Source organism: Marinobacter sp. PE14 (assembly GCF_053566155.1).
The window spans coordinates 148,700-171,743 of the sequence record NZ_JBQXNY010000006.1; the positions used below are offsets into that span (position 1 = coordinate 148,700).

The window sequence follows — 23,044 nt, forward strand, 5'->3', positions numbered from 1 at the left end:
TATTCGTCCATTTCCTGCTTTTAGTATGAACATTCTAATTTTAGAGCGTAGCTTAGGTTGTGAGATCGAAGTAAGGCCTTAGTTGCACTGGTTTCGACAAGGCCTTGGAACTTTCAGGAAACCAAGGGGATTTATCATGGGTAAACTCAAGTCTTATCAGGAACAGCTCCAGGAAATCGTGGACAAGGGTATCAATGCCGCTGAAGAGCAGCAGAAGAAGCTGGCTTCCAAGCCGTTCGAGTACGCCGAGAAGCTCGAGTCTGAAGCGCGCGAGTACAGCGTGAAGACCCTGCGCAAGCGTTACAACGGCTACAGTGACAGCCTGTTCGATCAGCTGCGCAACCTGAACAGCCGTTTTGGCAGCTTCGCTGGTGACCTGGTCGCCAAGCTGGAAAAAGAAGCAGCCGAAGGCGCTGATGCAGTCGCAGAAGCCGCGGAAGACGTGTCTGACGCTGCGCAGGATGCGAAGAAATCTGTTGAGCCGAAGAAGACGGCTGCACGCAAGACCACTGCGCGCAAGACCACTTCAACTGCCAAGAAGAGCACAGCTTCCGCCTGAAATGCGGATAGCGTCTCACCGTTAGGTGAGTGAAATGAAAAGGCCGCCGGGTAACACCGGCGGCCTTTTTTTGGTCTCGGAAATTTCAGTGCAGGATCAGTTTTCGGTCTCGGTATGATCAAGTGGCAGGGTTCGTGCCTCGCCGGTAACCTCTTCCAGGCGCTCGATGTCGGCTTCAAAGGCCTTGCGTAGTTCCTCGATTTCCTGGGTCTGTGAGGTGATTTCCCGCTCGATATCGCGAATCTGGGCCTCCAGCCGCCGGATTTTCTCCAGCGTGCCCTCGGGAATCTCGCGACCGGCCCGCTCCATGTTGGCTGCCCGGCTCTGTTCGTTATCCAGCTGGCTGGATATCACCGATATATTGCCGCGCTTGAGCTGAATAAGACCCTCGAGCTCGCGGATTTTCCGGTGCATGGCTTTCACGGCCTGATCCGGGTGGCTGAAGCGTTTCAGCAGCGCCCGGTCTTGTTCGCGCTGTTCTGCGAGTTCCTTCTGGCGCTGTTTTTCCGCTTCCCGGGCAGCAATCTCTTCTTCGGTTGGTGCCGGCGGAATGGTGTCAATCACGCGGCCATTGTCATTCAGGATGTCATAGCCACGCTTGGTGGCTTCCTGGGGGATGGTGCTGCTGATTACGATCTGGCCGTTCTCATCCGTGTAACGGTACATATTGGCCGCTGCCTGGGCAGATAACCCCAGGGCAAGTGCCAGTGCCGTCGTTTTAACAGACAGCGCGGTCAGACGATTGGCCATCAATCAGACTCCGTAACGATCCCGATAACTGGCTACCTTCTCGGCATGCCCGGCAAACTCCGGGTTGGCTTTAAGATAGTCCAAAACCTGTTCGAGGCGAATAATGCTCACCACCGGAATGCCGAATTCCTTCTCCACTTCCTGGATGGCAGACAATTCGCCATTGCCTTTCTCCTGGCGATCCAGCGCAATCAACACGCCTGCAGGTTCAGCCCCGGCGGCCCGAATGATGTCGATGGACTCCCGGATAGCCGTGCCGGCAGTAATCACATCGTCCACAATCAAGACTTTGCCCCGCAATGGTGCGCCAACAATATTGCCGCCCTCGCCATGATCTTTCTTTTCCTTGCGATTAAACGCAAAGGGTTTGCTGTTACCTTCTGTAGCCAGCGCCATTGCTGTGACGGTGGCCAGCGGTATGCCCTTATAGGCAGGGCCGAAAATAATGTCATAATCCAGCCCGCTGCGCGCGATGGCGGCGGCATAGGCCTTGCTTAACTGAAGCAGGTCGTCCCCGGTATTGAACAGGCCAGCGTTAAAGAAGTAGGGGCTGGTTCGGCCCGACTTGAGCGTGAACTCACCAAAGCGTAGTACATTTCGGCGGATGGCAAATTCGATAAATTTTTGCTGATAGTCGTGCATGACAAGGCTTCTGGCGGGTGTTGATCTTTAATTAGCGCGTAAAAACGGTATCATACACACAAACCGAATCAGGGAACACGTATGCGGGTAGTATCAATCAGCGTCAATGGCCTCGCTCAGGCTGTTGAAAAAGGTTTATTCGACTGGCTGGCGGAGCAGGACGCTGACGTGGTTTGCGTTCAGGACCATCGCATGCGGGCCTATGAGATTGAGGACTATAACCTGATTCCGGAAGGTTACGAGGCCTACTTTATTGATGGCGAAAAGAATGAGGATGGCGGTGTCGGCATTTATACCCGTCATTTCCCGAAGGCCATCATGTATGGATTTGCCAATGAACAGGCTGATCGGGAAGGCCGGTTCATTCAGGCCGATTTTGACAAGGTCTCCGTAGCCTGCGTGCTTGCTCCTTGTGCCCTCGGTCGCGAAGAAGAACTGATCGGCGAGGACGACCTCACGGTTCTGGACCACAAGGACGAATTTATGGAGTCCTTCGGTCTGCACATGCAGAAAACACTGCGCAAACGTCGTCAGTTTATCTTCTGCGCCAACCTCCAGACCGCACACCATGTAACTGACGCCAGCCCCCTGTACCACAAGCTGGATTTCTCCGGTTTTCTGCCCCACGAGCGCGCGTGGCTGGACCGCCTGTTTGATGAAATGGGCTGCGTTGATGGCTTCCGGGAGATCAACAAGCAGAGCAGCCAGTTCACCTGGTGGCCCGAGCAGGCCGAAGGTTCGCGCAAGAATGCGGGCATCCGGGTGGACTACCACCTGCTGACACCGGGAATCCGCAAGACTATCGAAGATGGCTGGATCGACGACTCAACCCGGTTCTCCGATCACGCTCCGGTGATCATGGATTACGACATCGAAGTCGGCTTTTAAGTCTGGGGAAGCATCGCCACACAGGCGCCCCAGACTTTGGGGTGGGCTGAACAAGCCGTAGGTCGGATTAGGCGTAAGCCGTAATCCGACACTGTGCACCGGAAAGGTCTCCCCCTCCGGACACGCGGGCGACAAGCTTAATCCGCCAGCGCCGCTTTCTGAATCTCAAACAACTGCTCAATACCCTGTTTGGCCAGAGTCAGCATACTGTCCAGTTCTGACTGGTCGAACGGCGCACCTTCCGCAGTTCCCTGAATCTCAATGAAACCGCCCTGGTCGGTCATGATTACGTTCATGTCGGTTTCGGCTTCGGAGTCTTCCGGGTAGTCCAGGTCCACCACCGGAGTCCCCTTGTAAACGCCAACGGAGAACGCAGCGATCATCTGCTTGAGGGGGGATTTCTTCAGGCGCTTCTCGGCGACCAGATGATTCAGGGCATCGACCAATGCTACACAACCGCCGGTGATGGCTGCGGTGCGGGTGCCGCCATCGGCCTGGATGACGTCGCAATCGATGGTGATGGAGTGTTCACCGAGGGCGGTCAGATCGACAGCGGCGCGAAGGGATCGGCCGATCAGGCGCTGGATTTCAACGGTGCGGCCGCCCTGTTTGCCGCGCGCAGCTTCCCGGCCCATGCGGCTGCCGGTGGAGCGGGGCAACATGCCGTATTCGGCGGTGATCCAGCCCTTGCCTTCACCCCTCAGAAACGGGGGGACCTTGTTTTCGACGGAGGCAGTGCAGATGACTTTGGTGTCCCCGAATTCCACCAGCACGGAGCCTTCGGCGTGACGTGTATAGTTGCGGGTGATTCGAACATCTCTGGGTTGCTCGGGCGTTCTGCCGCTTGGACGCATAGTGTTTCCTGAAGTCAGTATTGAATGTCCGGGCGCGTGTCCCGGTCGAACGTATGTCGAAAAGGGCGGTCAGTATAACACGTTGGGGTTAGGCTTTTGTCCGGTTCGCAGTAGCTGTTAAGAGCCTGTTAAACTCGATTGCTGATCATTAACCATGAGCGGAGCCGACATGATCCGAAGTATGACCGCATTTGCCCGCAAGGACGTCCAGGGAGACTGGGGTACGCTGACCTGTGAAATCCGGACTGTGAATCACCGGTATCTGGAGCCTTCGTTCCGGCTGCCGGATGCTTTCCGGGAGCTGGAAAACCGGTTGCGGGAAGAGCTGAGAAAGCAGCTGAAACGGGGCAAGGTGGATGTTTCCATGCGCCTGCAGTCGGCAGAGAAGGGATCTCAAAGCTTCGAGATCAGCGAGGATATGGCTCAGGCGGTGAACGAGGCGGCCAACCATATTAACCGGATGCTGGATAATCCGGCCCACATCAATGCCCTGGACATTCTCCGTTGGCCGGGCGTGCTATCAGTGCCCGAACAGGACTACGGCCCTGCCAGAGACGCCGCGGTCGGTCTGTTCGAGCAGACCGTGGCTGAACTTGCATCGGTACGCGAGCGTGAAGGGGAGCGCCTGCGGCCGCTGTTCGAAGATCGCCTGAAAACCATGGGTGACCTCGTTGCCGACGTCCGTAAACGTATGCCGGAACTGCTAGAGGCCCAGGAGAAAGTACTGCGGGAGCGGTTTGAAAAAGCCAAAGTGGAACTGGATGCCGAGCGGGTTGCCCAGGAGATGGTGATGCTGGCCCAGAAGAGCGATGTGGCCGAGGAGCTGGACCGGCTGGATGCCCATATCGGTGAGGTGACTGACACTCTCAAAAGCGACGATGCCATCGGCCGGCGGCTCGACTTCCTGATGCAGGAGCTGAACCGGGAGGCCAACACCTTGAGCAGCAAAAGTATCGATGCTGGCGTCACACGAATTGCGGTGGATCTGAAGGTTCTGATCGAGCAGATGCGAGAGCAGGTGCAGAATCTGGAATAAGCCGGATCTGTGCGCCGGTGGTCAGTTCAGTTTCAGGTCGGTCAGTTCCGCCGGCAGTTCGAACATCATCTTGCGCTTTTTCAGAGGACAGTCGAATTCGAGGTAAAAGGCGAGAAGTTGCAAGGGCATGCCGGCCGGTCGCCCGTACAGGCGATCACCGATGATCGGATGGCCGAGGCCAGCCAGATGCCGGCGAATCTGGTGTTTTCGTCCGGTTTCGATATTGACTTCCACCAGCGAAGTTTCCCCGGTTTCATCCAGCTCGAGTGTCGATACACGGCTGACGGCCGCTTTGCCCTCGACGGGTGCATCAACGAGCTGGTCCCGAGAGTCCATAAGCCCGGCCACTCGCGCCTTGTAGTGTTTGGTCATGGTCCGACCCGAGAAACACTGGGAGAGGGCGCCGGCCGCTTTCGGATCATGGGCAATCAGCATCAGCCCGGCAGCGTCGGCGTCGAGCCTGTGGATCAGATGGCATGGTTGCTCAAGCTGGATTTCGGCCAGGCGGAGCAGACTGCAATGGTCGCCCCACTGGGAGCCCTGGGCGAGGAGCCCGTGAGGTTTGAACCAGACGGTGTACCGCCCCACATTCTCCAGGAGAATTGGCTCTTCCGGTTTCCTCGCGAGCACCTTTTCGTCGTAGTAAAGCTGCAGTCGGATACCCGGCTTCAGTTCCTTCGTGGCACGGCGTAGCCGAAGGCGCTTGCCCTTGTGAGTCCACCAGCAGGCGCCTTTGGTCATGGCGTCCTTGATTTTCTGACGCGAAAGCCCGGGGGCTGCCTCGCTCAGGGCGTCGATGGCTTTGCCGGGCTGCTTCACGGTGATGTCGATGGTGGTTCGCATGGGTTCTTGCAGTCGCTGAACAGTTGGATAGGCAAATGGTATCAGCTGGCGCCCTTGTGGGGTGCGGTGTTTTGCCAAAGTCCGTATAATTCCGTGCTTTACTGGCCGGAATACACGGTCGCCTTGTCTAGGTTTGGAGTTCTCGGGTTATGAGTCAGGCAGTTGAGCAGGGTACTCTGTACGTTATCTCCGCGCCATCCGGTGCCGGCAAGACCAGCCTTGTGGCGGAAATGCTCCGGAATGACGACAAGCTCGGTGTTTCCGTCTCGCACACGACCCGTACCATGCGGGAGGGCGAACAGAACGGGGTGAACTACCACTTTGTCAGTCGGGCCGTGTTCGAGGCGATGATTGGCGAGGGCGACTTTCTGGAGCACGCCGATGTCTTCGGCAATTACTACGGCACTTCCCAGGTCTGGGTTCGGGAAACTCTGGCCAAGGGCCAGGATGTGATCCTGGAGATCGACTGGCAGGGTGCCGCGCAGGTGCGACGCCTTATTCCCGAGTGTGTCAGTATTTTCATCGTGCCACCGTCGCCGGAAGTACTGCGCGAGCGACTTGTCGGGCGTGGCACCGATGCGCCGGAGGTGGTGGAGCGGCGCTTGGCCGAGGCCGAGGAGGAGTGCCGTCACGCGGTGGAGTTCGACTTTCTGGTGGTCAATGACAACTTCGAAGCCGCTCTCGGAGATCTGCTCGCCATTGTTCGGGCCCAGCGCCTTCGAATGGAAGTGCAGCAGCCAAGGCACCGGGCGTTGCTGGCTGGATTGTCTGGCCCGGCGTGATACGGGGTTTTCCTGTATACAAATTGAACCGGCCACAGTAAACTGTGCGGTCTGCTGAAACAGTCATTTTATGAGTCGGGGAAGTTATGGCACGAGTTACCGTTGAAGATTGTCTGGAAAACGTTGATAACCGCTTCCAGCTGGTAATGCTGGCAACCAAGCGTGCCCGTCAGCTCGCTACCAAGGGTGCCGAGCCGATGGTGGCTGAAGAAAATGATAAGCCCACGGTTATCGCCCTGCGCGAAATTGCCGAAGGCAAGATTACTCGGGATCTCCTCAAGGAAGAAGACGACGAGTGATTCAGCTGCGGACCCAGGTATATAAGTATCTGTCCGCAAGCGAGAAGCATTGAAATCTGTCCCCGCGGTTTTATAGTGTATCTATAGAGCGTTGCTGGAAGGACTCTGGAAGGACCCGGATGCGTGCATTCGGGTTTTTTTGTCCCTGAATTTCATGAAGTTGTGGAGGCGCGGTGTCGGCAGAGGCTACGGTTGAAGGACTGGCTCGAGAGCTAAGTTCCTATCTGGATACCACTCGCATCAATCAGGTGCGACGCGCCTATTATTATGCCGAGCAGGCCCACGAGGGCCAGATGCGCAAAAGCGGCGACCGGTACATTACTCACCCCCTGGCTGTCGCCCACATTCTCGCCGATCTCCGTCTGGACCATCAGAGCCTGATGGCGGCGATGCTTCACGATGTGATCGAAGACACAGGCATTCCCAAGGACGCCTTGGCGGAGCAGTTCGGCGACGATGTTGCGGAACTGGTGGATGGGGTCAGCAAGCTGACCCAGATCGAATTCCGTTCCCGAGCGGAAGCCCAGGCTGAAAACTTCCAGAAGATGACTCTGGCCATGGCCAGAGATATTCGGGTAATTCTGGTGAAGCTGGCGGACCGCCTTCACAATATGCGCACTCTGGGCCCCATGCCCTATGAGAAGCGCCAGCGCATTGCCACCGAGACCCTCGATATCTACGCCCCCATCGCGAACCGCCTGGGTATGCACTCGATCTGCACCGAGCTTGAGGACTTGGGCTTCACCTCTTTGTATCCGATGCGTTCGAAGTACATTTCAAAAGCAGTGGACAAGCTCAGGGGCAGCCACCGCGAAATCATCGAGGACATTCGCGGCAAACTGCAGGAAAAGCTGGAGGAGCGTGGCCTGCCGGGGCGGATTCTGGGCCGGGAAAAGCACCTGAACAGCATCTACAACAAGATGAAGTTCAAGCAGAAGTCCTTCCATGAAATCATGGATGTATACGCGTTCCGGATCATCACCGATACCGAAGACGACTGCTACCGGATCCTTGGTGCCGTACACAGCCTTTACAAACCCCTCCCGGGCCGCTTCAAGGACTACATAGCCATGCCCAAGGCCAATGGCTACCAGTCCATCCACACCACCCTGTTCGGGATGCACGTGAACATCGAGATCCAGATCCGTACCGAGGAGATGGAGCATATCGCCAATAATGGTATTGCGGCGCACTGGATGTACAAGAATGAACCCAGCAGCGTGACCAGCGCCAACCAGGCCCGGGTCGACCGCTGGGTGAAGGGGCTGATGGAAATGCGGGAACGGGCCGATGACTCCATGGAGTTTATCGAGCATGTGAAGGTAGACCTGTTCCCGGACGAGATATACGTCTTCACCCCCAAGGGCCGCATCATGGAGTTGCCAAGCGGGGCAACGCCGGTGGACTTTGCCTATGCCATCCACACGGACATCGGCAACGCCACCGTAGCCTGTCGAATCAACCGCAACCTGGGTTCCCTCAGCCAGCCTCTGCAGAGTGGCCAGACCGTGGAAATCATTACTGCGCCCGGCGCCCGGCCCAACCCGGCCTGGCTAAGTTTCGTCGTGACCGGCAAGGCTCGGAGCAGTATCCGGCACGTGCTCAAGAGCCAGAAGCGCGCGGAATCGTTGGAGCTTGGCCGGACCCTGCTGAAAAAATCCCTGAAGGGGTTCGGTGCGAAACTGTCCGAGATCAGCGACGCCCAGAAGCAGGCGGTGGTGAACCACAATCAGGTGAACAGTTTTGACGACCTGATCAGCGACATCGGGCTAGGCAACCGGATGGCCTATCTGGTCGCCCGTCAGCTTGCGAGCGGCTCAGAGGTTGCCGAAGCCATTGAGGCACCCAGGGATATCGAGGGCGGCAATCACAGCCCGGTGACCATTCGTGGCACCGAAGGGCTTCTGGTAAGGTTCGCCAGCTGTTGCAAGCCGATTCCGGGGGACCCGGTGGTTGGGGTGATGGACTCGGGCAAAGGCATGGTGATTCATTCCGATACCTGCTCCCGGTTGCCCGAGGACGATGAGGGTCGGGCTCGCCTGACTCATCTCAAATGGGCCAAGGACATTACCGACGAATTTTCCGTGGAGCTTCGGGTAGAGCTGGAGCGCCAGCGCGGTGTGATTGCCGAGATGGCCAACGCGGTTGCCATGGCGGACGGCAATATCGAGCGCATCAACGTGGAAGAGCAGAACGCCCGCTTTGGCGTCGTCAGTCTCGTAGTGCACGTTAATGGCCGTCGACACCTGGCTCGGGTGATGCGCCGGATCCGCAACATTCGTGCGATTACCCACATCAGCCGTGTGCGGCACTGACACCGACCAAAGCCCGGTTGACAGGCGCGCTACGCAAGGGCGACGATTGGCGTTTTGGAAGAGAGGAAACCAAGGGTCATGACCAACAAATCCGTAATTCAGACCGAGAATGCGCCCCAGGCAATCGGCACTTACTCTCAGGCGGTAAAGGCAGGGGATACCGTGTACCTGTCTGGCCAGATTCCGCTGGTGCCGGAAACCATGGAAGTGGTCGCCGGCGATTTCTCGGCCAAGACCCGGCAGGTATTCGATAACCTCAAGGCCGTTTGCGAGGCCGCCGGTGGCGAGCTGAAGGACATCGTGAAACTGAACATCTACATGACGGACCTGGCCAATTTCGCCACGGTCAACGAGATCATGGCCACCTATTTCCAGGAACCGTATCCGGCCCGAGCGGCGGTAGGTGTCGCGGCGCTTCCCAAGGGAGTGCCCATTGAAATGGAAGCGGTGATGGTGCTCAGCTAAGACCTGATAACACCGGCATTAAAAAAGGCGGCCAAGGCCGCCTTTTTTAATGCCGGAGGCTCATCCCTGGTCAATCATGGCGCGGTAGCCGGAACGGAAATCCGGATAGCGGAACTGGAAGCCGGTGCCCAGCAGTCGCTTGTTGCTGCAGCGTTTGCTCCCGGCCCGGCCGCCTTTCCGGGCATCGGGCTGCGGATCGGCGCAGGGCGTTTGCTGCCGCACCCAATCTACTACCTCATCAAGCCTTACTGGCTCGCAATCGCTGGCAAGGTAGCAGGTCTCCAGTGACGCTCCTGCAAGTGCCAGCTTCACAAGGTGGGCAGCCGCGTCCGCTGCATCCTCCTCGTGAATCCGGTTACTGAACGGTGCTGGCTTCGCCGGATTCATGCGCCCCTCCTGGACCTCCTCGAGAAAACGCCGCCGTGAAGGTCCGTAAATGCCGCTGTATCGGATGATTGTCGCTGGATGGCCGCTGTCCAATGCGGTCTGTTCACCGGCCAGGACCTGCTCCCCGCTGAACCGGGCCGGTTTTGTGGGGCTGGATTCATCCACCCAGCTGTCGTCATCCTGTGAATAGACACTGCTGCTGCTCACAAAGAACAGGTGTTTCAGGGACTGACTGCCGATGGCCGCCAAGAAATTTTCCAGACCGGTCACATAGGCATCGCGATAGCCCTGCTGGTCGTAGCTGGAGGGCGTCAGGCAATAGATGATGATATCGAGATCAGCAGGAAGTTTGCGGGCGAGGGTCTCAGGCCTTGTCAGATCGGCGCCGATGCCGTGAACGCCCTCGGGAACACGCTCGGGATTTCGCCGCAGGCCAAACACGGTAGCCGAGGTTGTCAGCCGACTGGCAATGGCGCCACCGAGTTTGCCGCAACCAGCAACGAGAATTCGGGGCGTCTTACGACTTTCAGTGATTGCCATAGACAATTTCAATCCTTATGCTTTACCTCATAAATTCGTGAAACTTCGACCCGCATCTTTCTGACCGGAGCTCACCATGACTCTCACCGAGTTACGATACGTCGTTACGCTGGCCCGCGAAAGGCATTTTGGCCGGGCTGCAGAGCGTTGCCATGTTAGCCAGCCAACGCTCAGTGTTGCTGTGAAAAAGCTGGAAGACGAGCTCGGTATCCCTTTGTTCGAGCGAAGCAAAAGCAGCATCCGCGTGACCGAAACCGGTCTGCGCATTATCGAGCAGGCCCAGCGGGTGCTTGATCAGGTCGGCCTGATCAAGGACATGGCGCAGGATGGCAAGAACCAGCTCAATTCGCCTCTGAAGGTCGGTGCGATCTACACCATCGGTCCCTATCTGTTCCCGCATCTGCTCCCGGAACTGAGGCGTGCGGCCCCGGAAATGCCGCTGTATATCGAAGAAAACTACACCGCCAACCTGAGGCAGAAACTCCGGCAGTCTGAGCTGGATGCCATTATTATTGCCCTGCCGTTCGAGGAGCCGGAAGTAGTTACCCTGCCGCTCTACGACGAACCGTTCGTAGTGTTGCTGCCCGCGGGACATCCGCTGGCCAGCAAGGAGCAGTTGACTGCCGACGAGTTGGCCAAGGAGCAATTGCTATTGCTCGGGCCCGGACACTGTTTCCGGGATCAGGTTCTGGAATCCTGCCCACCCCTGGTAGAAGCCGTAACCCACCGGGCAAACAACGGTTCACCGGCGCTGGTGACCGAAGGCAGTTCTCTGGAAACCATTCGCCATATGGTCGCTTCCGGCCTGGGCATCACAGTTTTACCACTCTCGGCGGCCACCGCCATGCAGTACCACGAGGACATTCTGGCCGTTCGACCGTTTGCGCCACCGGTGCCGTTCCGCACAGTGGCTCTGGCCTGGCGGGTTACGTTCCCGCGGCCCAAGGCTATTGATGTGCTCTCCCTGGCTGCCAGCCAGTGCCGGGTAATCGAAAAGGCGAAAACAGACACACCGGTTGTGGCCGAAAGCGCCTGAGCCTGACTATGACGTCACTGGATGACATACCGGTCACCCAGCTCAAGGGCGTAGGAAACGCCCTGGCAGAAAAGCTCGCCAAGCTGGGTATTACCTCCCTGCAGGACCTGCTGTTTCACCTGCCTCACCGATACGAAGACAGAACCCGGGTAATACCCATGGGAAGTCTTCGCATCGGTGATGTGGCCGTGGTGGAAGGGGAGGTTATGAAAGCGGACCTGATCATGGGTCGCAGACGCAGTTTGCAAGTGACCCTCCGGGATAACAGCGGCTTTCTGGTGATGCGCTTTTTTCATTTCAACGCGGCCCAGAAAAATCAGTTGAGCGAGGGCGCAAGGGTTCGCTGCTTTGGCGAAGTCCGGCCCGGGCGCGCAGGTTATGAGTTCTACCATCCGGAGTACCAAGTCAATCCACCGCCCATGCCGGCGGAAGGTGACGCGACCCTGACGCCGGTTTACCCGCTGACAGAGGGTATCCAGCAGCCTCGAGTGCGCTCGCTCTGCCAGCAGGCGCTGGGCTATCTTGAGCGGTTCCCGATTCGTGACTGGCTGCCCGGGAACCTGCTGGCCGAGTATCAGCTGCCCGGAATCACCGAAGCTGTCCAGCTGGTGCATTCCCCGCCAGCCAGCGCGCCGGTTAACCTGCCTATGGAAGGACGCCATCCGGCGCAACAGCGCCTGGTGATGGAAGAACTGCTGGCCCATCAGCTGAGCTTGCTCCAGGTGCGTGAACAGATTCAGGCTCGTGAAGCGCTCCCGCTACTGCCCACGGGGGATTTGCCCGAGCGTTTCCTGGATTCCCTGCCCTTTGCACTCACCGGTGCCCAGCGCCATGTGCTGGCCGATATCCGTCAGAACCTGAGCCAGCCACTGCCGATGCTCCGGCTTGTCCAGGGTGATGTTGGCTCGGGCAAGACCGTCGTCGCGGCATTGGCGGCGTTGCAGGCTATTGGCGCCGGTGCACAAGTAGCCCTGATGGCGCCCACCGAAATCCTTGCCGAACAGCATTTTCAGAATTTCCGGGCATGGCTGGAGCCTCTGGGCATCCGTCTCGCGTGGCTATCCGGGAAGGTAAAAGGAAAGACCCGGGCCGAAACGCTGGAAGCGGTCCAGTCAGGGGATGCCGCCGTGGTGATCGGCACCCATGCCCTGTTTCAGGACGATGTCAGGTTCCACCGTCTTGCGCTGGTCATCGTCGATGAGCAGCATCGTTTTGGCGTCCACCAGAGGCTGGCCTTGCGGGAGAAGGGCGTCGGTGGCTCATTGGCACCTCACCAGCTGATCATGACGGCAACACCCATTCCCCGTACGCTTGCCATGAGCGCCTACGCCGATCTGGACACCTCGGTTATTGATGAACTGCCTCCGGGACGGAAGCCGATCGAAACCATCGTGATTCCCGACAGCCGCAGGGATGATGTGATTGAGCGGGTTCGGGACGCTTGCCGGGAAGGTCGACAGGCCTATTGGGTTTGCACCCTGATCGAGGAATCCGAGGCTCTGCAGTGTCAAGCTGCCGAGGTGACCGCCCAGGAGCTTGCCGAGCGATTGCCGGACCTGAAAGTGGGGCTGGTGCATGGCCGGCTGAAGGCCCAGGAAAAGGCGGCGGTGATGGAGCAGTTCAAAGTTGGCGAGCTTGACCTGCTAGTGGCCACAACGGTCATTGAAGTAGGCGTTGACGTACCCAATGCCTCGCTGATCATCATTGAGAATCCCGAACGCCTGGGCCTGGCCCAGTTGCATCAGCTTCGCGGTCGTGTCGGTCGGGGAGAGCAGGCGAGTTTTTGTGTCTTGATGTATCACCCGCCCTTGTCTGCCAATGGCAAGGCCCGCCTGCAGGCGCTCAGGGACAGCCAGGATGGCTTCTGTATCGCCGAGAAAGACCTGGAGATTCGTGGGCCGGGCGAAGTGTTGGGCACTCGGCAAACCGGTATGATGCAGTTTCGGCTGGCGGACTTCGAACGCGACAAGGGTTGGATCGAGCCAGTCCGGAAAATGGCCCCAGGACTGATGGCTCATCCGGAGACTGTCCGCGCTCTGGTGAGACGATGGCTCGGTGAGAGAACGCGTTACGGCGATGTGTAAAGGCGTCCGTTTATTCTCTGAAAGCGTATGAAAGCGCTCTGGAAATAGAGTTCAGTCAACGTCAGGGTCATTTCTTTGCCCTATACTGGGTTCAGTATGATTTTCAGGTTCGGGTTATCGGGCGGAAAACAGCAATATTCGGGAGATATTTATGGAATTACCTGTCGCAGTTCAGCAGGCTCTGGGTGAGACCGCAGCGGGTGTATCCTTGAGGGATGCTAGCACCGCCAGCCGAAAAGAACTGCTGCGCATGGTCTTGCTGACTGATGAGCAAGGTAACCTTCAGGTGATTTGTCGCAAGGACGATCTGATTGATTTAGAACAGATGAACAAGGAACTCGGGCGGGATCTGCGTCTCATGAAGCGCCGAGAGCAAGTGCGGGTGAGAGAGCGGGCAGGCCTTAAAGCGCTTCCAGCATTGCCGTCATTGACCGGCTGGCCAACGCTTGTTGATGAGCGTGTGGATCAACTTTCTGCGGTTGCGTTGGAGCTTGGCGAACAAAATCTCGCGATGGTAATGCCTGCAGAGGACTTTCAGGCTCTGACAGCCAGTGCCGATCGACACTCTCTTGCGGTCGCCCTGGAATCCATTTCGGTTAATTATGATGACCACGACAGAGATCGGGATCAATTCCATTCGGCCATCAAAAAATTCACCGGTTTAAGAATACAGCAGCGACTTGAAGATACGCTTGAGTTACCACCACTGCCTGAAACCGCGCAGAGAATCATCCATTTACGAGTAAACCCCAATGCTGTGATGGGGGACCTCGTTGATATCGTCGAGAGCGATCCAAGCTTGGCAGCGCAGGTAGTCAGTTGGGCGTCGTCTTCGTTCTATGCCGCCGCCGGCCAGGTAAAATCAGTGCATGATGCGGTGTCCCGAGTTCTCGGATTCGACCTCGTCATGAACCTGGCCATGGGCCTTTCTTTGGGGCGGGCATTAAAGCAGCCTCAGGATCATCCCGAAGGTTATGTGGATTACTGGCAGCAGGCTATCTGGCAAGCCCAGTCTGCCGGTATTTTGGCCAGCATGATGCCCCGCGGAGAGCGTCCTGTATTTGGTCTTGCCTATCTGGGAGGGCTTCTCCACAACTTTGGCCACTTGGTTCTGGCGCAAGTGTTTCCGCCACATTTCAAACTTGTATGCCGTTCCCTGGAAGTAAATCCTGATATTGATTCCTCAGTTACTGAGCACTACTTGCTCGGAATTACCCGAGAGCAGATTGCTGCCCAGCTCATGGAAAACTGGGGCATGCCCGACGAGGTGACACTGGCAATTCGTTACCAGAAGAATCGCTTTTACAGTGGATCAAACAGCGTGTATGCCCGTTTGCTATGGCTCGGCCGGCAGTTGCTAGTGGCACGAGGTGTAGCTCTGGGCGCCGGTGAAGAGATTGATCCGGCAGTCTACGACGAGTTGGGGCTTGACCGTGGGCAGGTTGAGGAACAGTTCGACGAACTGGTCCACAACAAAGATAGCGTTATGGCCATGGCCGGCATGATGAGCCAATAGGGTCAGCATTCCGCATATTGTAACTCAAAAAAAGCCGGCCCAGAGGCCGGCAAGCTCACCCGCTTTATTGCAGAGTCGTCCAAACTTATCAGGAGAAAACAACGTTAGGTGGCACCTGCCGCAGATGATAGGTGCCTCCCTGTTTTCAATTTAGACCCTGATAGAGAAAAGAAAAGTCAACAGTTGTAACCGTGAAGGAATGATCGCAGTGTCAGTTTTTCACCGCGTCAGAACCTTTTGATTTGATAAGCTAAATTATCCTTTTTGCCGATAACCCTGTTACAAATTGTTACAAAAATAAGGTCTGACCAGTTTCGTTGATGCTTTAGTGGCTGGTGCTAACTTGAAAAGGAATGGTGCCGGATAGCCGTTGCGGCTCGGCGAATTGCATCGGCATGCTTCTGTTCCACCTCAAAACGTTCCTTGTCCATTTTGTCCACAAACTTTGTCTCCGTTGCCTGCCGTGCCCGGTGCGTGGGCATGTGTTGCAACTGGTCATGCACGTCCTGGAATACCCTGAAAGGGGACTGCTCCAGCAACTCCGGAGCAATGTGGTCCAGCAGGCCCTTGAGTCTCAGACAGGCTTCCGAATATTCGATCTGATCCTCTTCAACCGCCATCGCAATAACATGAACACTGCGAATCATGTCGTTTCTGCGGTTGGTCTGGAACGCCTCGGCTTTGGCCTGCCGTTTGCGATTTTCCGAAAGCAATCTCATCTGACGCAGGATGAAAACCGCCAGCAGAACGATGGCGATGAGACCGGCAATAATCAGACTCCACTGCAGCCACTGGGGCATTTTCGGCTCCTTTTATGAATCAGGCCCGTTTGCGTTGGCGCTCCGGGCGCCAGACTTTGACAGCAACGGACTGTCCATTCAATACGGAAGTGCCGGAGAGCGGATCAATTCGACCGTCGCTGAGCAAGTCGTTGATGCTGGCACCGGCATGGGCAGCCGCCACCGACTGGCCAGTGCCATCTCGGTCATGCCCCCAGCCATGGGGAATGGATACCACCCCGGGCATGACATCCTCGGTAATCTCAACCGGCAAGACAATTTGCCTGGATTCCGAAGATATTTCTGCCGAGTCAGCGGCCTGCAAACCCAGGCGGCTGGCATCTTTGGGATGAATCATCAGGGTGCACCGGTCCTTGCCCTTAACCAGCCGCTGACTGTTGTGCATCCACGAGTTGTTGCTCCGGACGTGGCGCCGGCCAATCAGTTGCAGGGAGTCGCCGGCCGGCGCAGCCAGGGCCTCATGCAGCCTGCCAAGGTCGTCCAGGTAGCGCCTTGGCGCAAGGTTGATCTTGCCATCGCGGGTAAACAGGCGTTCAGGCAGGGACGGCTGGAGAGGGCCTAGATCGACCCCGTTCGGGTTGTCCTTCAGGGCACTCAGGGAAAGCCCTTTCGGTAGCTCCTGCCAGTGGCGGTTCAGGGGGCTGAGCTTGGCCAGTCCACGAAGCGGGTGTCGTTTCGGCAAGATGTCCATTACCAGATCGACCGCAGGCTGCAGCAATCCACGCGCGCGTCCGGCATCGGCGCCATAGGGGCCGGAGCGTAACAGCAGATCGAGGATCGGGTCCGGGCCAATCTGCTTGAAGGCGCGCCAGCCGAGCTCCGTGCGCAGGGGCAGTCGCCCGCCTTTCCGGATCTTTTCCAGCCGGTGGGCCAGTTCCAGTAAGATCTGCCAGTCATGGCGGGCGCCCGGGCCGGCATCGAAGAGTGCTTCGCTGTACTTCGCGAAATTGCGCACTGCAAACATGCTGAAAATCAGATCGTAATGGCTGCGTTCCAGCGCCGCTGTCGGTGGCAGAATGATATCCGCGTGACGGGTGGTTTCGTTCAGGTAGTAGTCCACCGAAACCATGAAATCGAGACCACCCAAAGCCTCTTCCAGGCGCCGCCCGTTGGGGCTGGAGAGCACCGGGTTGCCGGCAACGGTGACAAATGCCCGGATCTGCCCATCGCCAGGGGTCAGCATCTCATCGGCCATGGTGCTGGCCGGGTATTCTCCGCCGAATTCAGGCAGTCCCTTCACGCGGCTGTGGCGCTTGCCGAAGTGACCTTTCTGGCCGGCCATGGCGCCAAGCTCCACCAGATCAATCGCCGGCTGCGAGAACAGAACGCCGCCTGGCAGGTCCAGTTTTCCGGTCAGGATGTTGAGGCAATAGGCCAGCCAGGTTGCCACACCGCCAAAGGACTGGGTGCTTGTTCCCATGCGCGTGTAAAGAGCCGCCTTTCGCGTGGTGGCGAGCTGTCTGGCGAGGGCACGAATGTCTTCTGCGGAAATGCCGGTGTGTGCGCTGACCGCTTCCGGGGTGAAGCTGAGGGCGGCCAGACGCAGAAGGTCGACGTCTTTCACCAGCCTTTCGGCCGGGCCGGGATCCACGAGGCCTTCTTCAAACAACGTATGCACCATGGCCATCATCAGCAGGGCATCGCTTCCGGGCCGGATGAAGTGGAATTCGTCGGCCAGTTTCGCGGTCTCGGTGCGGCGGGGGTCCACCACAACCATCTTGCCGCCACGCTCTTTCAGGGCCTTGAGTCGCCCGCGGAAGTCCGGAACGGTCATCAGGCTGCCATTGGACGCCATGGGGTTGGCACCGATGCAGATAAACAGATCCGTGTGATCGATATCGGGAATGGGGAACAGAACCTGGTGCCCGAACATCTCGAGACTCGCGAGCATGTGAGGCAGCTGATCGTTGGACGTTGCTGAAAACCGGTTCTGGGTTCCGATGGCCCGCAGCAATGGCATGGTGGCAACCAGAGAGCCATGGTTGTGCACGTTCGGGTTGCCGAGGTAAACGCCGATACTGTTACGGCCATGGTCCTGGCGGGTCTGGTGGAGTTTTTCGGCGACGAGGTCAAACGCCTCGGCCCACTCCATTTCCTGCCAGCCGGTCCCGGTTTTACGTATGGGCTTTTTCAGGCGGTCCGGATCTTCATGCAGATCCTGCAGCGCAACCGCTTTCGGGCAGATATGCCCCCGGCTCAGTGGATCATTCTCATCGCCCTTGATGGAGGCAATCCGGCCGTCCTTCATTTCGATCGCGACACCGCACATGGCCTCGCAAAGGTGACAGGTACGATAGTGGGTGCCGTTTTCCATGAAGGGGCTCTCCTGAAGGGTTGTTGTTTTGCAATAGCAGTTTCAATCTGCAACCAGATTAGCAGTAAATGGCTTGGATGGGGAAATAACCACCGCTTGTGCCCTGTGCAAAAAGGGCCAACCCGAAGGCTGGCCCTTTGCAGTGGTTTCAGAGCGTTTTACGGCTCTGCCGGGATCTCTTTGACCGGATTGGATATGAAGTTGAGGTAGACCCCCTGTTCGGGGATTTGCAGGGGCAGATCAATCGTCACGATTTCGCCGCCAGGCACCCCAAGCGCCCGCGCCCGAACATTGATGTCGACCAGGTTGGAGTTGCGTTGCTCAATCTGCATCCGGCCGTCATCGAAGAAGGTGATATTGCCCTCCAGTTCAAGCACAAACTCCCGACCGTACAGGTCGTGGCGGCCCCCCAGCGGGATTTCCATATCGGGCGCATCGAGCATCAATTCGGCCCGGGTCTTGAAGACCGGCTGGCCATTTTCACCCTCGGTTATTACCCCGGGTATCAGGCCAGAGCGGCTGCAGCCCGGGCCGGAACACGCCGGGTCGTCCTTCGCATAGCGCATGCGGAGGACCTGGGTATTGGTAATGGACTCTTCCTGAAGCGGGATAAATCCAAAAACCTTAAGCTCTGTGAACACACTGATCGATGTGGTCGCCAACTGCGTGGGATACAGGTTGACCAGAATCCCCTCATCGCCGGTTGGCTCATAAACGCCAGGGCCAATAACTTCCGTGTTGAGGGCGTAGGTCTGGTAGATGAACTTATCTTTGGGGCAACGCTCACCGGTCTCGCAGCCAACCCGCGCATCGGCGGTACTGGCTACTATCACGGGCGGAGAGGCTGATGCCTCGTTATTGCGAACCCTCAGTTTGGTTGAATTGGCTGAAGCGGCCCAGCCATCAGGGTCGCTGCCCTGGTGGTCAAAAGGCTCAAGACAGTCCGGGTTGGTGTTGGAGTCACAGTCGACAATGAAGTTGGCATTGGTGTCGCGAACTGGCAGGTTTCGCAGAGGCGTGAAAACGCTGTCCATAGGTTCGGTTCCGGTGAAATAGATCACCATGTCATCCGGACCGTTGTTGCCACCCCCGTCATCAAGCCCTTCAAGCAGGTCGGTTTTCAACGCCAGGCCGTCGGAATCGCAAATTGAGGTGTAGCTTCCAGCGGCGCAGCTTCCTGCATCCTCTGATGACTTCAGGGTGTACCGATAGTGTGCGTCGGCTCCCCAGGGCTGGTCCGGGTAGAACCGGATCCGCTGGAGATTCTTTTCAAGCCGGCCAGGCACGTTGCTTTCCAGAACCGTGACCGAACCATTTGGCTCCTGGCTCACTTTTTCAACGGTGAACGTGTCGCCTTGAATAATGGAATTCAGGTCCATGGACTTGGAGAAGACAACAGTAATGGGGCGATCTGACGGCATGGTGCTGACTGGTAGAGTGTCACCCACACCTCCATCGGAATAGCACTGTCCCAGTACGCCGGCGGAGAGATCCAGCAGACTATGGTCGGTTTCGCAGGGGTATCCCGGATAGGTGGTCAGGGCCAGGGCAGGGCGTCGAGTTACAGTGGAGCCGCCAATATCATCCAGTGAAAACGGTAAGGGTGCCGCGGTGGCTGGGTTGCCGGCCAGATCGGTCAAACCATCAATGACGACTTCGTAGTCAACGCCATGGCGAAGGCCATCGCCCGGATTCAGGATAACGGCAGTTCCGTCCAGTCGTGTCTCAAGTGTCTCAACAGGAACACCATCCGCGAACAATGAGATTCCGGTATCAATGGAGTCCGCGGCAAGGGGCTCATCAAAGAACAGAATGACCGGATCGCCGGGGCGCTGCATGGACTGGCGCGTATCCGGAATGGCGTTGTCCGGTCCGGGCATCCAGCTGACCAGGCTGGGCGCAGTGCTGTCAAGCTCGCGGAGTAGCTCGGCGTCCAGAACCGAATCGGCATCGGTGGCCGCCTGAAGATGGAACGCGATGGTCGAGTCGGTGTACTCCTGGCCGAGAAGGTTTGGTTCCACCATTCCGATGGCATCGATGGTCAGTACACCATCCTGCACCAGCGCGATGCCGCGCAACTCTACCCCCATCAGATCCTGAGAGAGCGCTGCATTGGGCTGGGCATTTTCGGTGTTCATGGAGACATCCATAAACAGCGAGATATGTCTGGGCGCGTTAATGTCATCGGTGTAGGGGTTGGGGCTCAGGTAGCCGGATGCGTCTGACAACATGGTGACCTTGATGTTGCCGGTGGTCTGAAGTTGGCCGGTAGCAGCGTCCAGCACGGGAACCTCGCCGCCCACCAGAACATCCAGACTGGTACTGTTCAAGACACTGCCCCGGGCGATACGCAATGGAAGTGCTTCATCAGCCTCGAATGCCGGCGCATAAGCCAGCTCTGCAAACAGGTCGCCGGTCTGTTGGGAGGGGCCTGCTTCTCCCTGGAGCACCGAGTTGAGCGTTACGCCGTTAATGACCTGGCCGTTCAGGACGGATCGGGTCACGTCTTGTTCCGCAGTACCTGCGGCCAGCCCGGAATCGACAGCAGACTGCTGAAGTACGACCGTTGGGCCTGTCTCGCGGGGCGTGAATGTGATCTCCTCGCTGAACCGGTCCGCTTCGGGCGAAGTCAGGCTGGCCAGGTTTTCCAGACGCAGGGTATAGGTCTGGCTGGTGTCCAGGACATCGTCCTTGCTACCACATTCCCTGGGAGCCTCGACCAGACAGGGGTCCACCGTTACCCGGTTGCCTTTCACCAGTACCATCGCTGGAACAGCCTCTCCGTTGCCATCCAGGAGCTGGATGGAACCGCCGAGAGCCTTCCAGTCCGGATGGATCGGGTGGGTCATGGCCAGGCGGAATGTGGAGAAGTTCATGGCCTCGAACGGACTGTTGTTTGCCGGAACTTGCCAGGCGATACCAAAATCCGCGGCCGAGTTGGTTATGCTTGCTGGTCCGGAGAAACTTCCCCGAGTCTCGAACTGGATGCCGGCATCGCCGACCGCGTTAGGGGTGTCGATCTGGCGACCGCCCTCCGCAGCCAGCGGTTCGCTGAACGTCACCGTGTAGTCGCCGAGCTTGTCGAGTTCCGACGAGGGCGACAGTTTCAGGCTTTTGCCGCCGTCAATCCGGCTGATGGAAAAGGGCTGTGGCTGTCCCTGCGATTGCAGCAAAATCTTGTTTTGAAGATCTGCATCCTCATCGGTCAACGCATGGCTGAAGCGCAGAACAATGTTTGCTTTCGGGCTGACATCTGGCTGGCCATCAGCCGGGTAGGAATAAACCACCGACCCGGGAGAGACTTTCTCATTCATGGTCTGTTCGTCGCCACCACAGGCGGCCAGCAACAGGGCGGGTATCAGTGCCAGTGTTTTGTTGTACTTCATGGCGTGCCCTCCTTAAAACTTCAGGGTGATGGAGCCGCTGACAACGTGAACGTCGCCGTCTGCAGTTACGGGCGTTTCGTTGCCGTCAAAATCCACCAGTGTGAAATCGCGCTCCTGCAGCTGCTGGTACTGGTAACCAATGTCCAGACGGACGGGGTAGGCCAGCAGACGGGTGCGGTCATAGGTGGCGCTCAGGCCAAGGCCGACCACGATTTTGTCGGTATCGAGATAATTGATTTCCGGGTTGCGGGTAGACTTCAGTGGAGACTCTTCATAGGCAACGCCGCCGCGAACGGAAAAGTTCTTGTTGAGGGCATATTCGGCACCGATCCTTGGAACGAGCACGTCGTCGAATTTGATCCGGCTGCCCGGTGCAACGGACTGCTGGTCCTTGATGGTGTCGGAGGAAAACTCGTTCTCAAGCTCTGACCAGTTCTGCTGCTCCACGCTGCCACCAATCCGCCAGTTTTCGCCCTTGTACTGGGCGCCAAAACCGAAGGTTTCCGGTTGGAAGGAATCAATGGTCGATACCGCCAGGCTAAGGCCGGGATCAGGAATGGTCTGGGTAACAATGATGTTGGAATCCACGGATGTAGAGGCTGCTGACTTCGTTCGATAGGTGAATGCGGTTTCCCAACCGCTCAGGAAGCAGTCGCTGTCCGGGCAAAACGTGCTGCCCAGATCAATGCTGGTTCCAAGAATGGTTTTCAGGGAAGGTTCAGCATTGACTGCAAGCCGCTCGCGGCTGGTTTCACCGCCCAGAGTCGAGACCGCATCGAGGTTTGCCTGGGCGTCCAGGGTAACACGCACCGACGCCCCGGCGGAGATTCCGCGCCAGAGTGGCGTTGCGCCACCAATGTTCAGGAACAAAGGCTCCTTCCCGTACTGTAGGAACTGGCCGTTCTCCGTGGTCTGCGAATCGAACGCCAGCATTTCCTTACCGTATTTCTCGACCCCGGCAATGAAGCCCAGATAGATCGGGTGCTTGAAGCGAGTCAACGACCCCAGATTGGTTTTCATGCCGATCAGCACGTGCTGGCTGGGAGAGTTGGCCAGGATGTCGCCGTTGGCATTCGGATTCGCAGAACGCAGCTCCTGCTCTGCGTGCAGAATGCCTGCCGTCAGTTCCCCCCGCTCGTCTTTCGTGAGGTAGGCAGGATTGTAATAGGTGGCTGACACCTGGTCATTGAACATGGACAGTGACTGGGCTGTAGCAACATCCACGGGCATCACGCCATAGGTGGTGCCGATGTTGCCCATACTGGCATGAACGGAAACAGAGAAACCGACAGAGGCGGTGGCGATCGCAAGGGAAAGTGCCCTTGACCGGGAACGGGAGGAAAAAGCCATTGATACACTCCATTACTTCGTTGTTTTTATACTCGGGCCGCGAAAGGGCGGCTGGTATTTTTGTTCAGGAGGTAGTGTATTCGGCTTGTCTTTGGGGGACGTTGGCTTTTTTGACGAAAATGAAGGGCTGCAGAACCATGTATCGACAAGCGATTGTCACGGCTTGAACATTTATTGGACTGAATACAAACACAGGGA

General features: G+C 57.6%; 19 protein-coding genes. 10 read left to right on the forward strand and 9 right to left on the reverse strand.

Features of this window, described 5'->3' with window-relative positions; translation table 11 throughout:
* Window positions 1-136 precede the first annotated feature (136 nt).
* Window positions 137-559, forward strand: coding sequence for a hypothetical protein (locus tag ACWJ62_RS17980; protein WP_449287428.1), 423 nt, complete (start codon window positions 137-139; stop codon window positions 557-559).
* A gap of 96 nt (window positions 560-655) precedes the next feature.
* On the opposite strand, the gene ACWJ62_RS17985 is transcribed toward ACWJ62_RS17980, so the two are convergent.
* Window positions 656-1,309, reverse strand: a complete 654-nt coding sequence (locus ACWJ62_RS17985) for a DUF4124 domain-containing protein (RefSeq protein WP_449287429.1) — start codon at window positions 1,307-1,309, stop codon at window positions 656-658.
* A 3-nt stretch (window positions 1,310-1,312) separates the two neighbouring features.
* Window positions 1,313-1,951 carry an orotate phosphoribosyltransferase gene (pyrE, locus tag ACWJ62_RS17990; protein WP_449287430.1) on the reverse strand — a complete coding sequence of 213 codons (639 nt, stop codon included), beginning with the start codon at window positions 1,949-1,951 and terminating at the stop codon, window positions 1,313-1,315.
* 81 nt (window positions 1,952-2,032) lie between these two features.
* On the opposite strand from pyrE, the gene ACWJ62_RS17995 reads away from it, so the two are divergent.
* Window positions 2,033-2,839, forward strand: a complete 807-nt coding sequence (locus ACWJ62_RS17995; protein WP_449287431.1) for an exodeoxyribonuclease III — start codon at window positions 2,033-2,035, stop codon at window positions 2,837-2,839.
* 137 nt (window positions 2,840-2,976) lie between these two features.
* Here the strand turns inward: ACWJ62_RS17995 and rph are convergent, their stop codons facing one another.
* Window positions 2,977-3,693 carry a ribonuclease PH gene (gene rph / locus ACWJ62_RS18000; protein ID WP_449287432.1) on the reverse strand — a complete coding sequence of 239 codons (717 nt, stop codon included), beginning with the start codon at window positions 3,691-3,693 and terminating at the stop codon, window positions 2,977-2,979.
* 169 nt (window positions 3,694-3,862) lie between these two features.
* Here rph and ACWJ62_RS18005 point away from each other — a divergent pair, with 169 nt between their 5' ends.
* Window positions 3,863-4,729, forward strand: coding sequence for a YicC/YloC family endoribonuclease (locus ACWJ62_RS18005; protein WP_449287433.1), 867 nt, complete (start codon window positions 3,863-3,865; stop codon window positions 4,727-4,729).
* 21 nt (window positions 4,730-4,750) lie between these two features.
* On the opposite strand, the gene ACWJ62_RS18010 is transcribed toward ACWJ62_RS18005, so the two are convergent.
* On the reverse strand, window positions 4,751-5,572 hold the full coding sequence (locus ACWJ62_RS18010) for an RluA family pseudouridine synthase (RefSeq protein ID WP_449287434.1): 822 nt from the start codon (window positions 5,570-5,572) through the stop codon (window positions 4,751-4,753).
* A gap of 149 nt (window positions 5,573-5,721) precedes the next feature.
* Between ACWJ62_RS18010 and gmk the strand changes: the two genes are divergently transcribed.
* From gmk to ACWJ62_RS18030, 4 genes are all read left to right on the forward strand, one after another.
* A complete protein-coding gene (gmk, locus tag ACWJ62_RS18015) occupies window positions 5,722-6,354 on the forward strand; it encodes a guanylate kinase (RefSeq protein WP_449287435.1) in 633 nt (210 codons plus the stop codon).
* A gap of 86 nt (window positions 6,355-6,440) precedes the next feature.
* Window positions 6,441-6,653 carry a DNA-directed RNA polymerase subunit omega gene (gene rpoZ / locus ACWJ62_RS18020; RefSeq protein ID WP_008169593.1) on the forward strand — a complete coding sequence of 71 codons (213 nt, stop codon included), beginning with the start codon at window positions 6,441-6,443 and terminating at the stop codon, window positions 6,651-6,653.
* A 173-nt stretch (window positions 6,654-6,826) separates the two neighbouring features.
* Window positions 6,827-8,968: a RelA/SpoT family protein gene (locus ACWJ62_RS18025; protein WP_014575900.1), complete on the forward strand. Its 2,142-nt coding sequence runs from the start codon at window positions 6,827-6,829 to the stop codon at window positions 8,966-8,968.
* Between the two features lie 78 nt (window positions 8,969-9,046).
* Window positions 9,047-9,433 (forward strand): RidA family protein, encoded by a 387-nt coding sequence (locus ACWJ62_RS18030; protein WP_008169589.1) that lies wholly within the window; start codon window positions 9,047-9,049, stop codon window positions 9,431-9,433.
* 60 nt (window positions 9,434-9,493) lie between these two features.
* Here ACWJ62_RS18030 and ACWJ62_RS18035 read toward each other — a convergent pair whose 3' ends face one another.
* The gene (locus ACWJ62_RS18035; RefSeq protein WP_449287436.1) at window positions 9,494-10,360 is read right to left on the reverse strand and encodes an NAD-dependent epimerase/dehydratase family protein; all 867 of its coding nucleotides are present in this window, start codon (window positions 10,358-10,360) and stop codon (window positions 9,494-9,496) included.
* Window positions 10,361-10,436: 76 nt separating this feature from the next.
* Between ACWJ62_RS18035 and ACWJ62_RS18040 the strand changes: the two genes are divergently transcribed.
* The 3 genes from ACWJ62_RS18040 (at window position 10,437) to ACWJ62_RS18050 (ending at window position 14,996) form a co-directional block, all read left to right on the forward strand.
* Window positions 10,437-11,396, forward strand: a complete 960-nt coding sequence (locus tag ACWJ62_RS18040) for a hydrogen peroxide-inducible genes activator (RefSeq protein ID WP_053114223.1) — start codon at window positions 10,437-10,439, stop codon at window positions 11,394-11,396.
* A gap of 8 nt (window positions 11,397-11,404) precedes the next feature.
* Window positions 11,405-13,480: an ATP-dependent DNA helicase RecG gene (recG, locus tag ACWJ62_RS18045; RefSeq protein WP_449287437.1), complete on the forward strand. Its 2,076-nt coding sequence runs from the start codon at window positions 11,405-11,407 to the stop codon at window positions 13,478-13,480.
* A gap of 151 nt (window positions 13,481-13,631) precedes the next feature.
* Complete coding sequence (locus ACWJ62_RS18050) at window positions 13,632-14,996, forward strand: HDOD domain-containing protein (RefSeq protein WP_449287438.1); 1,365 nt, start codon at window positions 13,632-13,634, stop codon at window positions 14,994-14,996.
* A gap of 338 nt (window positions 14,997-15,334) precedes the next feature.
* Here ACWJ62_RS18050 and ACWJ62_RS18055 read toward each other — a convergent pair whose 3' ends face one another.
* From ACWJ62_RS18055 to aupA, 4 genes are all read right to left on the reverse strand, one after another.
* Window positions 15,335-15,796 (reverse strand): DUF2489 domain-containing protein, encoded by a 462-nt coding sequence (locus ACWJ62_RS18055; protein WP_449287439.1) that lies wholly within the window; start codon window positions 15,794-15,796, stop codon window positions 15,335-15,337.
* A 19-nt stretch (window positions 15,797-15,815) separates the two neighbouring features.
* On the reverse strand, window positions 15,816-18,110 hold the full coding sequence (locus ACWJ62_RS18060) for a molybdopterin-dependent oxidoreductase (protein WP_449287440.1): 2,295 nt from the start codon (window positions 18,108-18,110) through the stop codon (window positions 15,816-15,818).
* A 158-nt stretch (window positions 18,111-18,268) separates the two neighbouring features.
* The gene (locus ACWJ62_RS18065; protein WP_449287441.1) at window positions 18,269-21,496 is read right to left on the reverse strand and encodes an Ig-like domain-containing protein; all 3,228 of its coding nucleotides are present in this window, start codon (window positions 21,494-21,496) and stop codon (window positions 18,269-18,271) included.
* Between the two features lie 12 nt (window positions 21,497-21,508).
* Complete coding sequence (gene aupA, locus ACWJ62_RS18070) at window positions 21,509-22,846, reverse strand: alkane uptake protein AupA (RefSeq protein ID WP_449287442.1); 1,338 nt, start codon at window positions 22,844-22,846, stop codon at window positions 21,509-21,511.
* Window positions 22,847-23,044 lie beyond the last annotated feature (198 nt).

Bases quoted from the DNA above. Each gene is read 5' to 3' on its own strand.
- recG (WP_449287437.1), top strand. From the start codon at position 11,405: ATGACGTCACTGGATGACATACCGGTCACCCAGCTCAAGGGCGTAGGA.
- ACWJ62_RS17980 (WP_449287428.1), top strand. From the start codon at position 137: ATGGGTAAACTCAAGTCTTATCAGGAACAGCTCCAGGAAATCGTGGAC.
- gmk (WP_449287435.1), top strand. From the start codon at position 5,722: ATGAGTCAGGCAGTTGAGCAGGGTACTCTGTACGTTATCTCCGCGCCA.
- ACWJ62_RS18035 (WP_449287436.1), bottom strand. From the start codon at position 10,360: ATGGCAATCACTGAAAGTCGTAAGACGCCCCGAATTCTCGTTGCTGGT.
- ACWJ62_RS18055 (WP_449287439.1), bottom strand. From the start codon at position 15,796: ATGCCCCAGTGGCTGCAGTGGAGTCTGATTATTGCCGGTCTCATCGCC.
- rpoZ (WP_008169593.1), top strand. From the start codon at position 6,441: ATGGCACGAGTTACCGTTGAAGATTGTCTGGAAAACGTTGATAACCGC.
- ACWJ62_RS18005 (WP_449287433.1), top strand. From the start codon at position 3,863: ATGATCCGAAGTATGACCGCATTTGCCCGCAAGGACGTCCAGGGAGAC.
- ACWJ62_RS18050 (WP_449287438.1), top strand. From the start codon at position 13,632: ATGGAATTACCTGTCGCAGTTCAGCAGGCTCTGGGTGAGACCGCAGCG.
- ACWJ62_RS18040 (WP_053114223.1), top strand. From the start codon at position 10,437: ATGACTCTCACCGAGTTACGATACGTCGTTACGCTGGCCCGCGAAAGG.
- ACWJ62_RS18030 (WP_008169589.1), top strand. From the start codon at position 9,047: ATGACCAACAAATCCGTAATTCAGACCGAGAATGCGCCCCAGGCAATC.
- aupA (WP_449287442.1), bottom strand. From the start codon at position 22,846: ATGGCTTTTTCCTCCCGTTCCCGGTCAAGGGCACTTTCCCTTGCGATC.
- ACWJ62_RS18065 (WP_449287441.1), bottom strand. From the start codon at position 21,496: ATGAAGTACAACAAAACACTGGCACTGATACCCGCCCTGTTGCTGGCC.
- ACWJ62_RS17995 (WP_449287431.1), top strand. From the start codon at position 2,033: ATGCGGGTAGTATCAATCAGCGTCAATGGCCTCGCTCAGGCTGTTGAA.
- pyrE (WP_449287430.1), bottom strand. From the start codon at position 1,951: ATGCACGACTATCAGCAAAAATTTATCGAATTTGCCATCCGCCGAAAT.
- ACWJ62_RS17985 (WP_449287429.1), bottom strand. From the start codon at position 1,309: ATGGCCAATCGTCTGACCGCGCTGTCTGTTAAAACGACGGCACTGGCA.
- ACWJ62_RS18060 (WP_449287440.1), bottom strand. From the start codon at position 18,110: ATGGAAAACGGCACCCACTATCGTACCTGTCACCTTTGCGAGGCCATG.
- rph (WP_449287432.1), bottom strand. From the start codon at position 3,693: ATGCGTCCAAGCGGCAGAACGCCCGAGCAACCCAGAGATGTTCGAATC.
- ACWJ62_RS18010 (WP_449287434.1), bottom strand. From the start codon at position 5,572: ATGCGAACCACCATCGACATCACCGTGAAGCAGCCCGGCAAAGCCATC.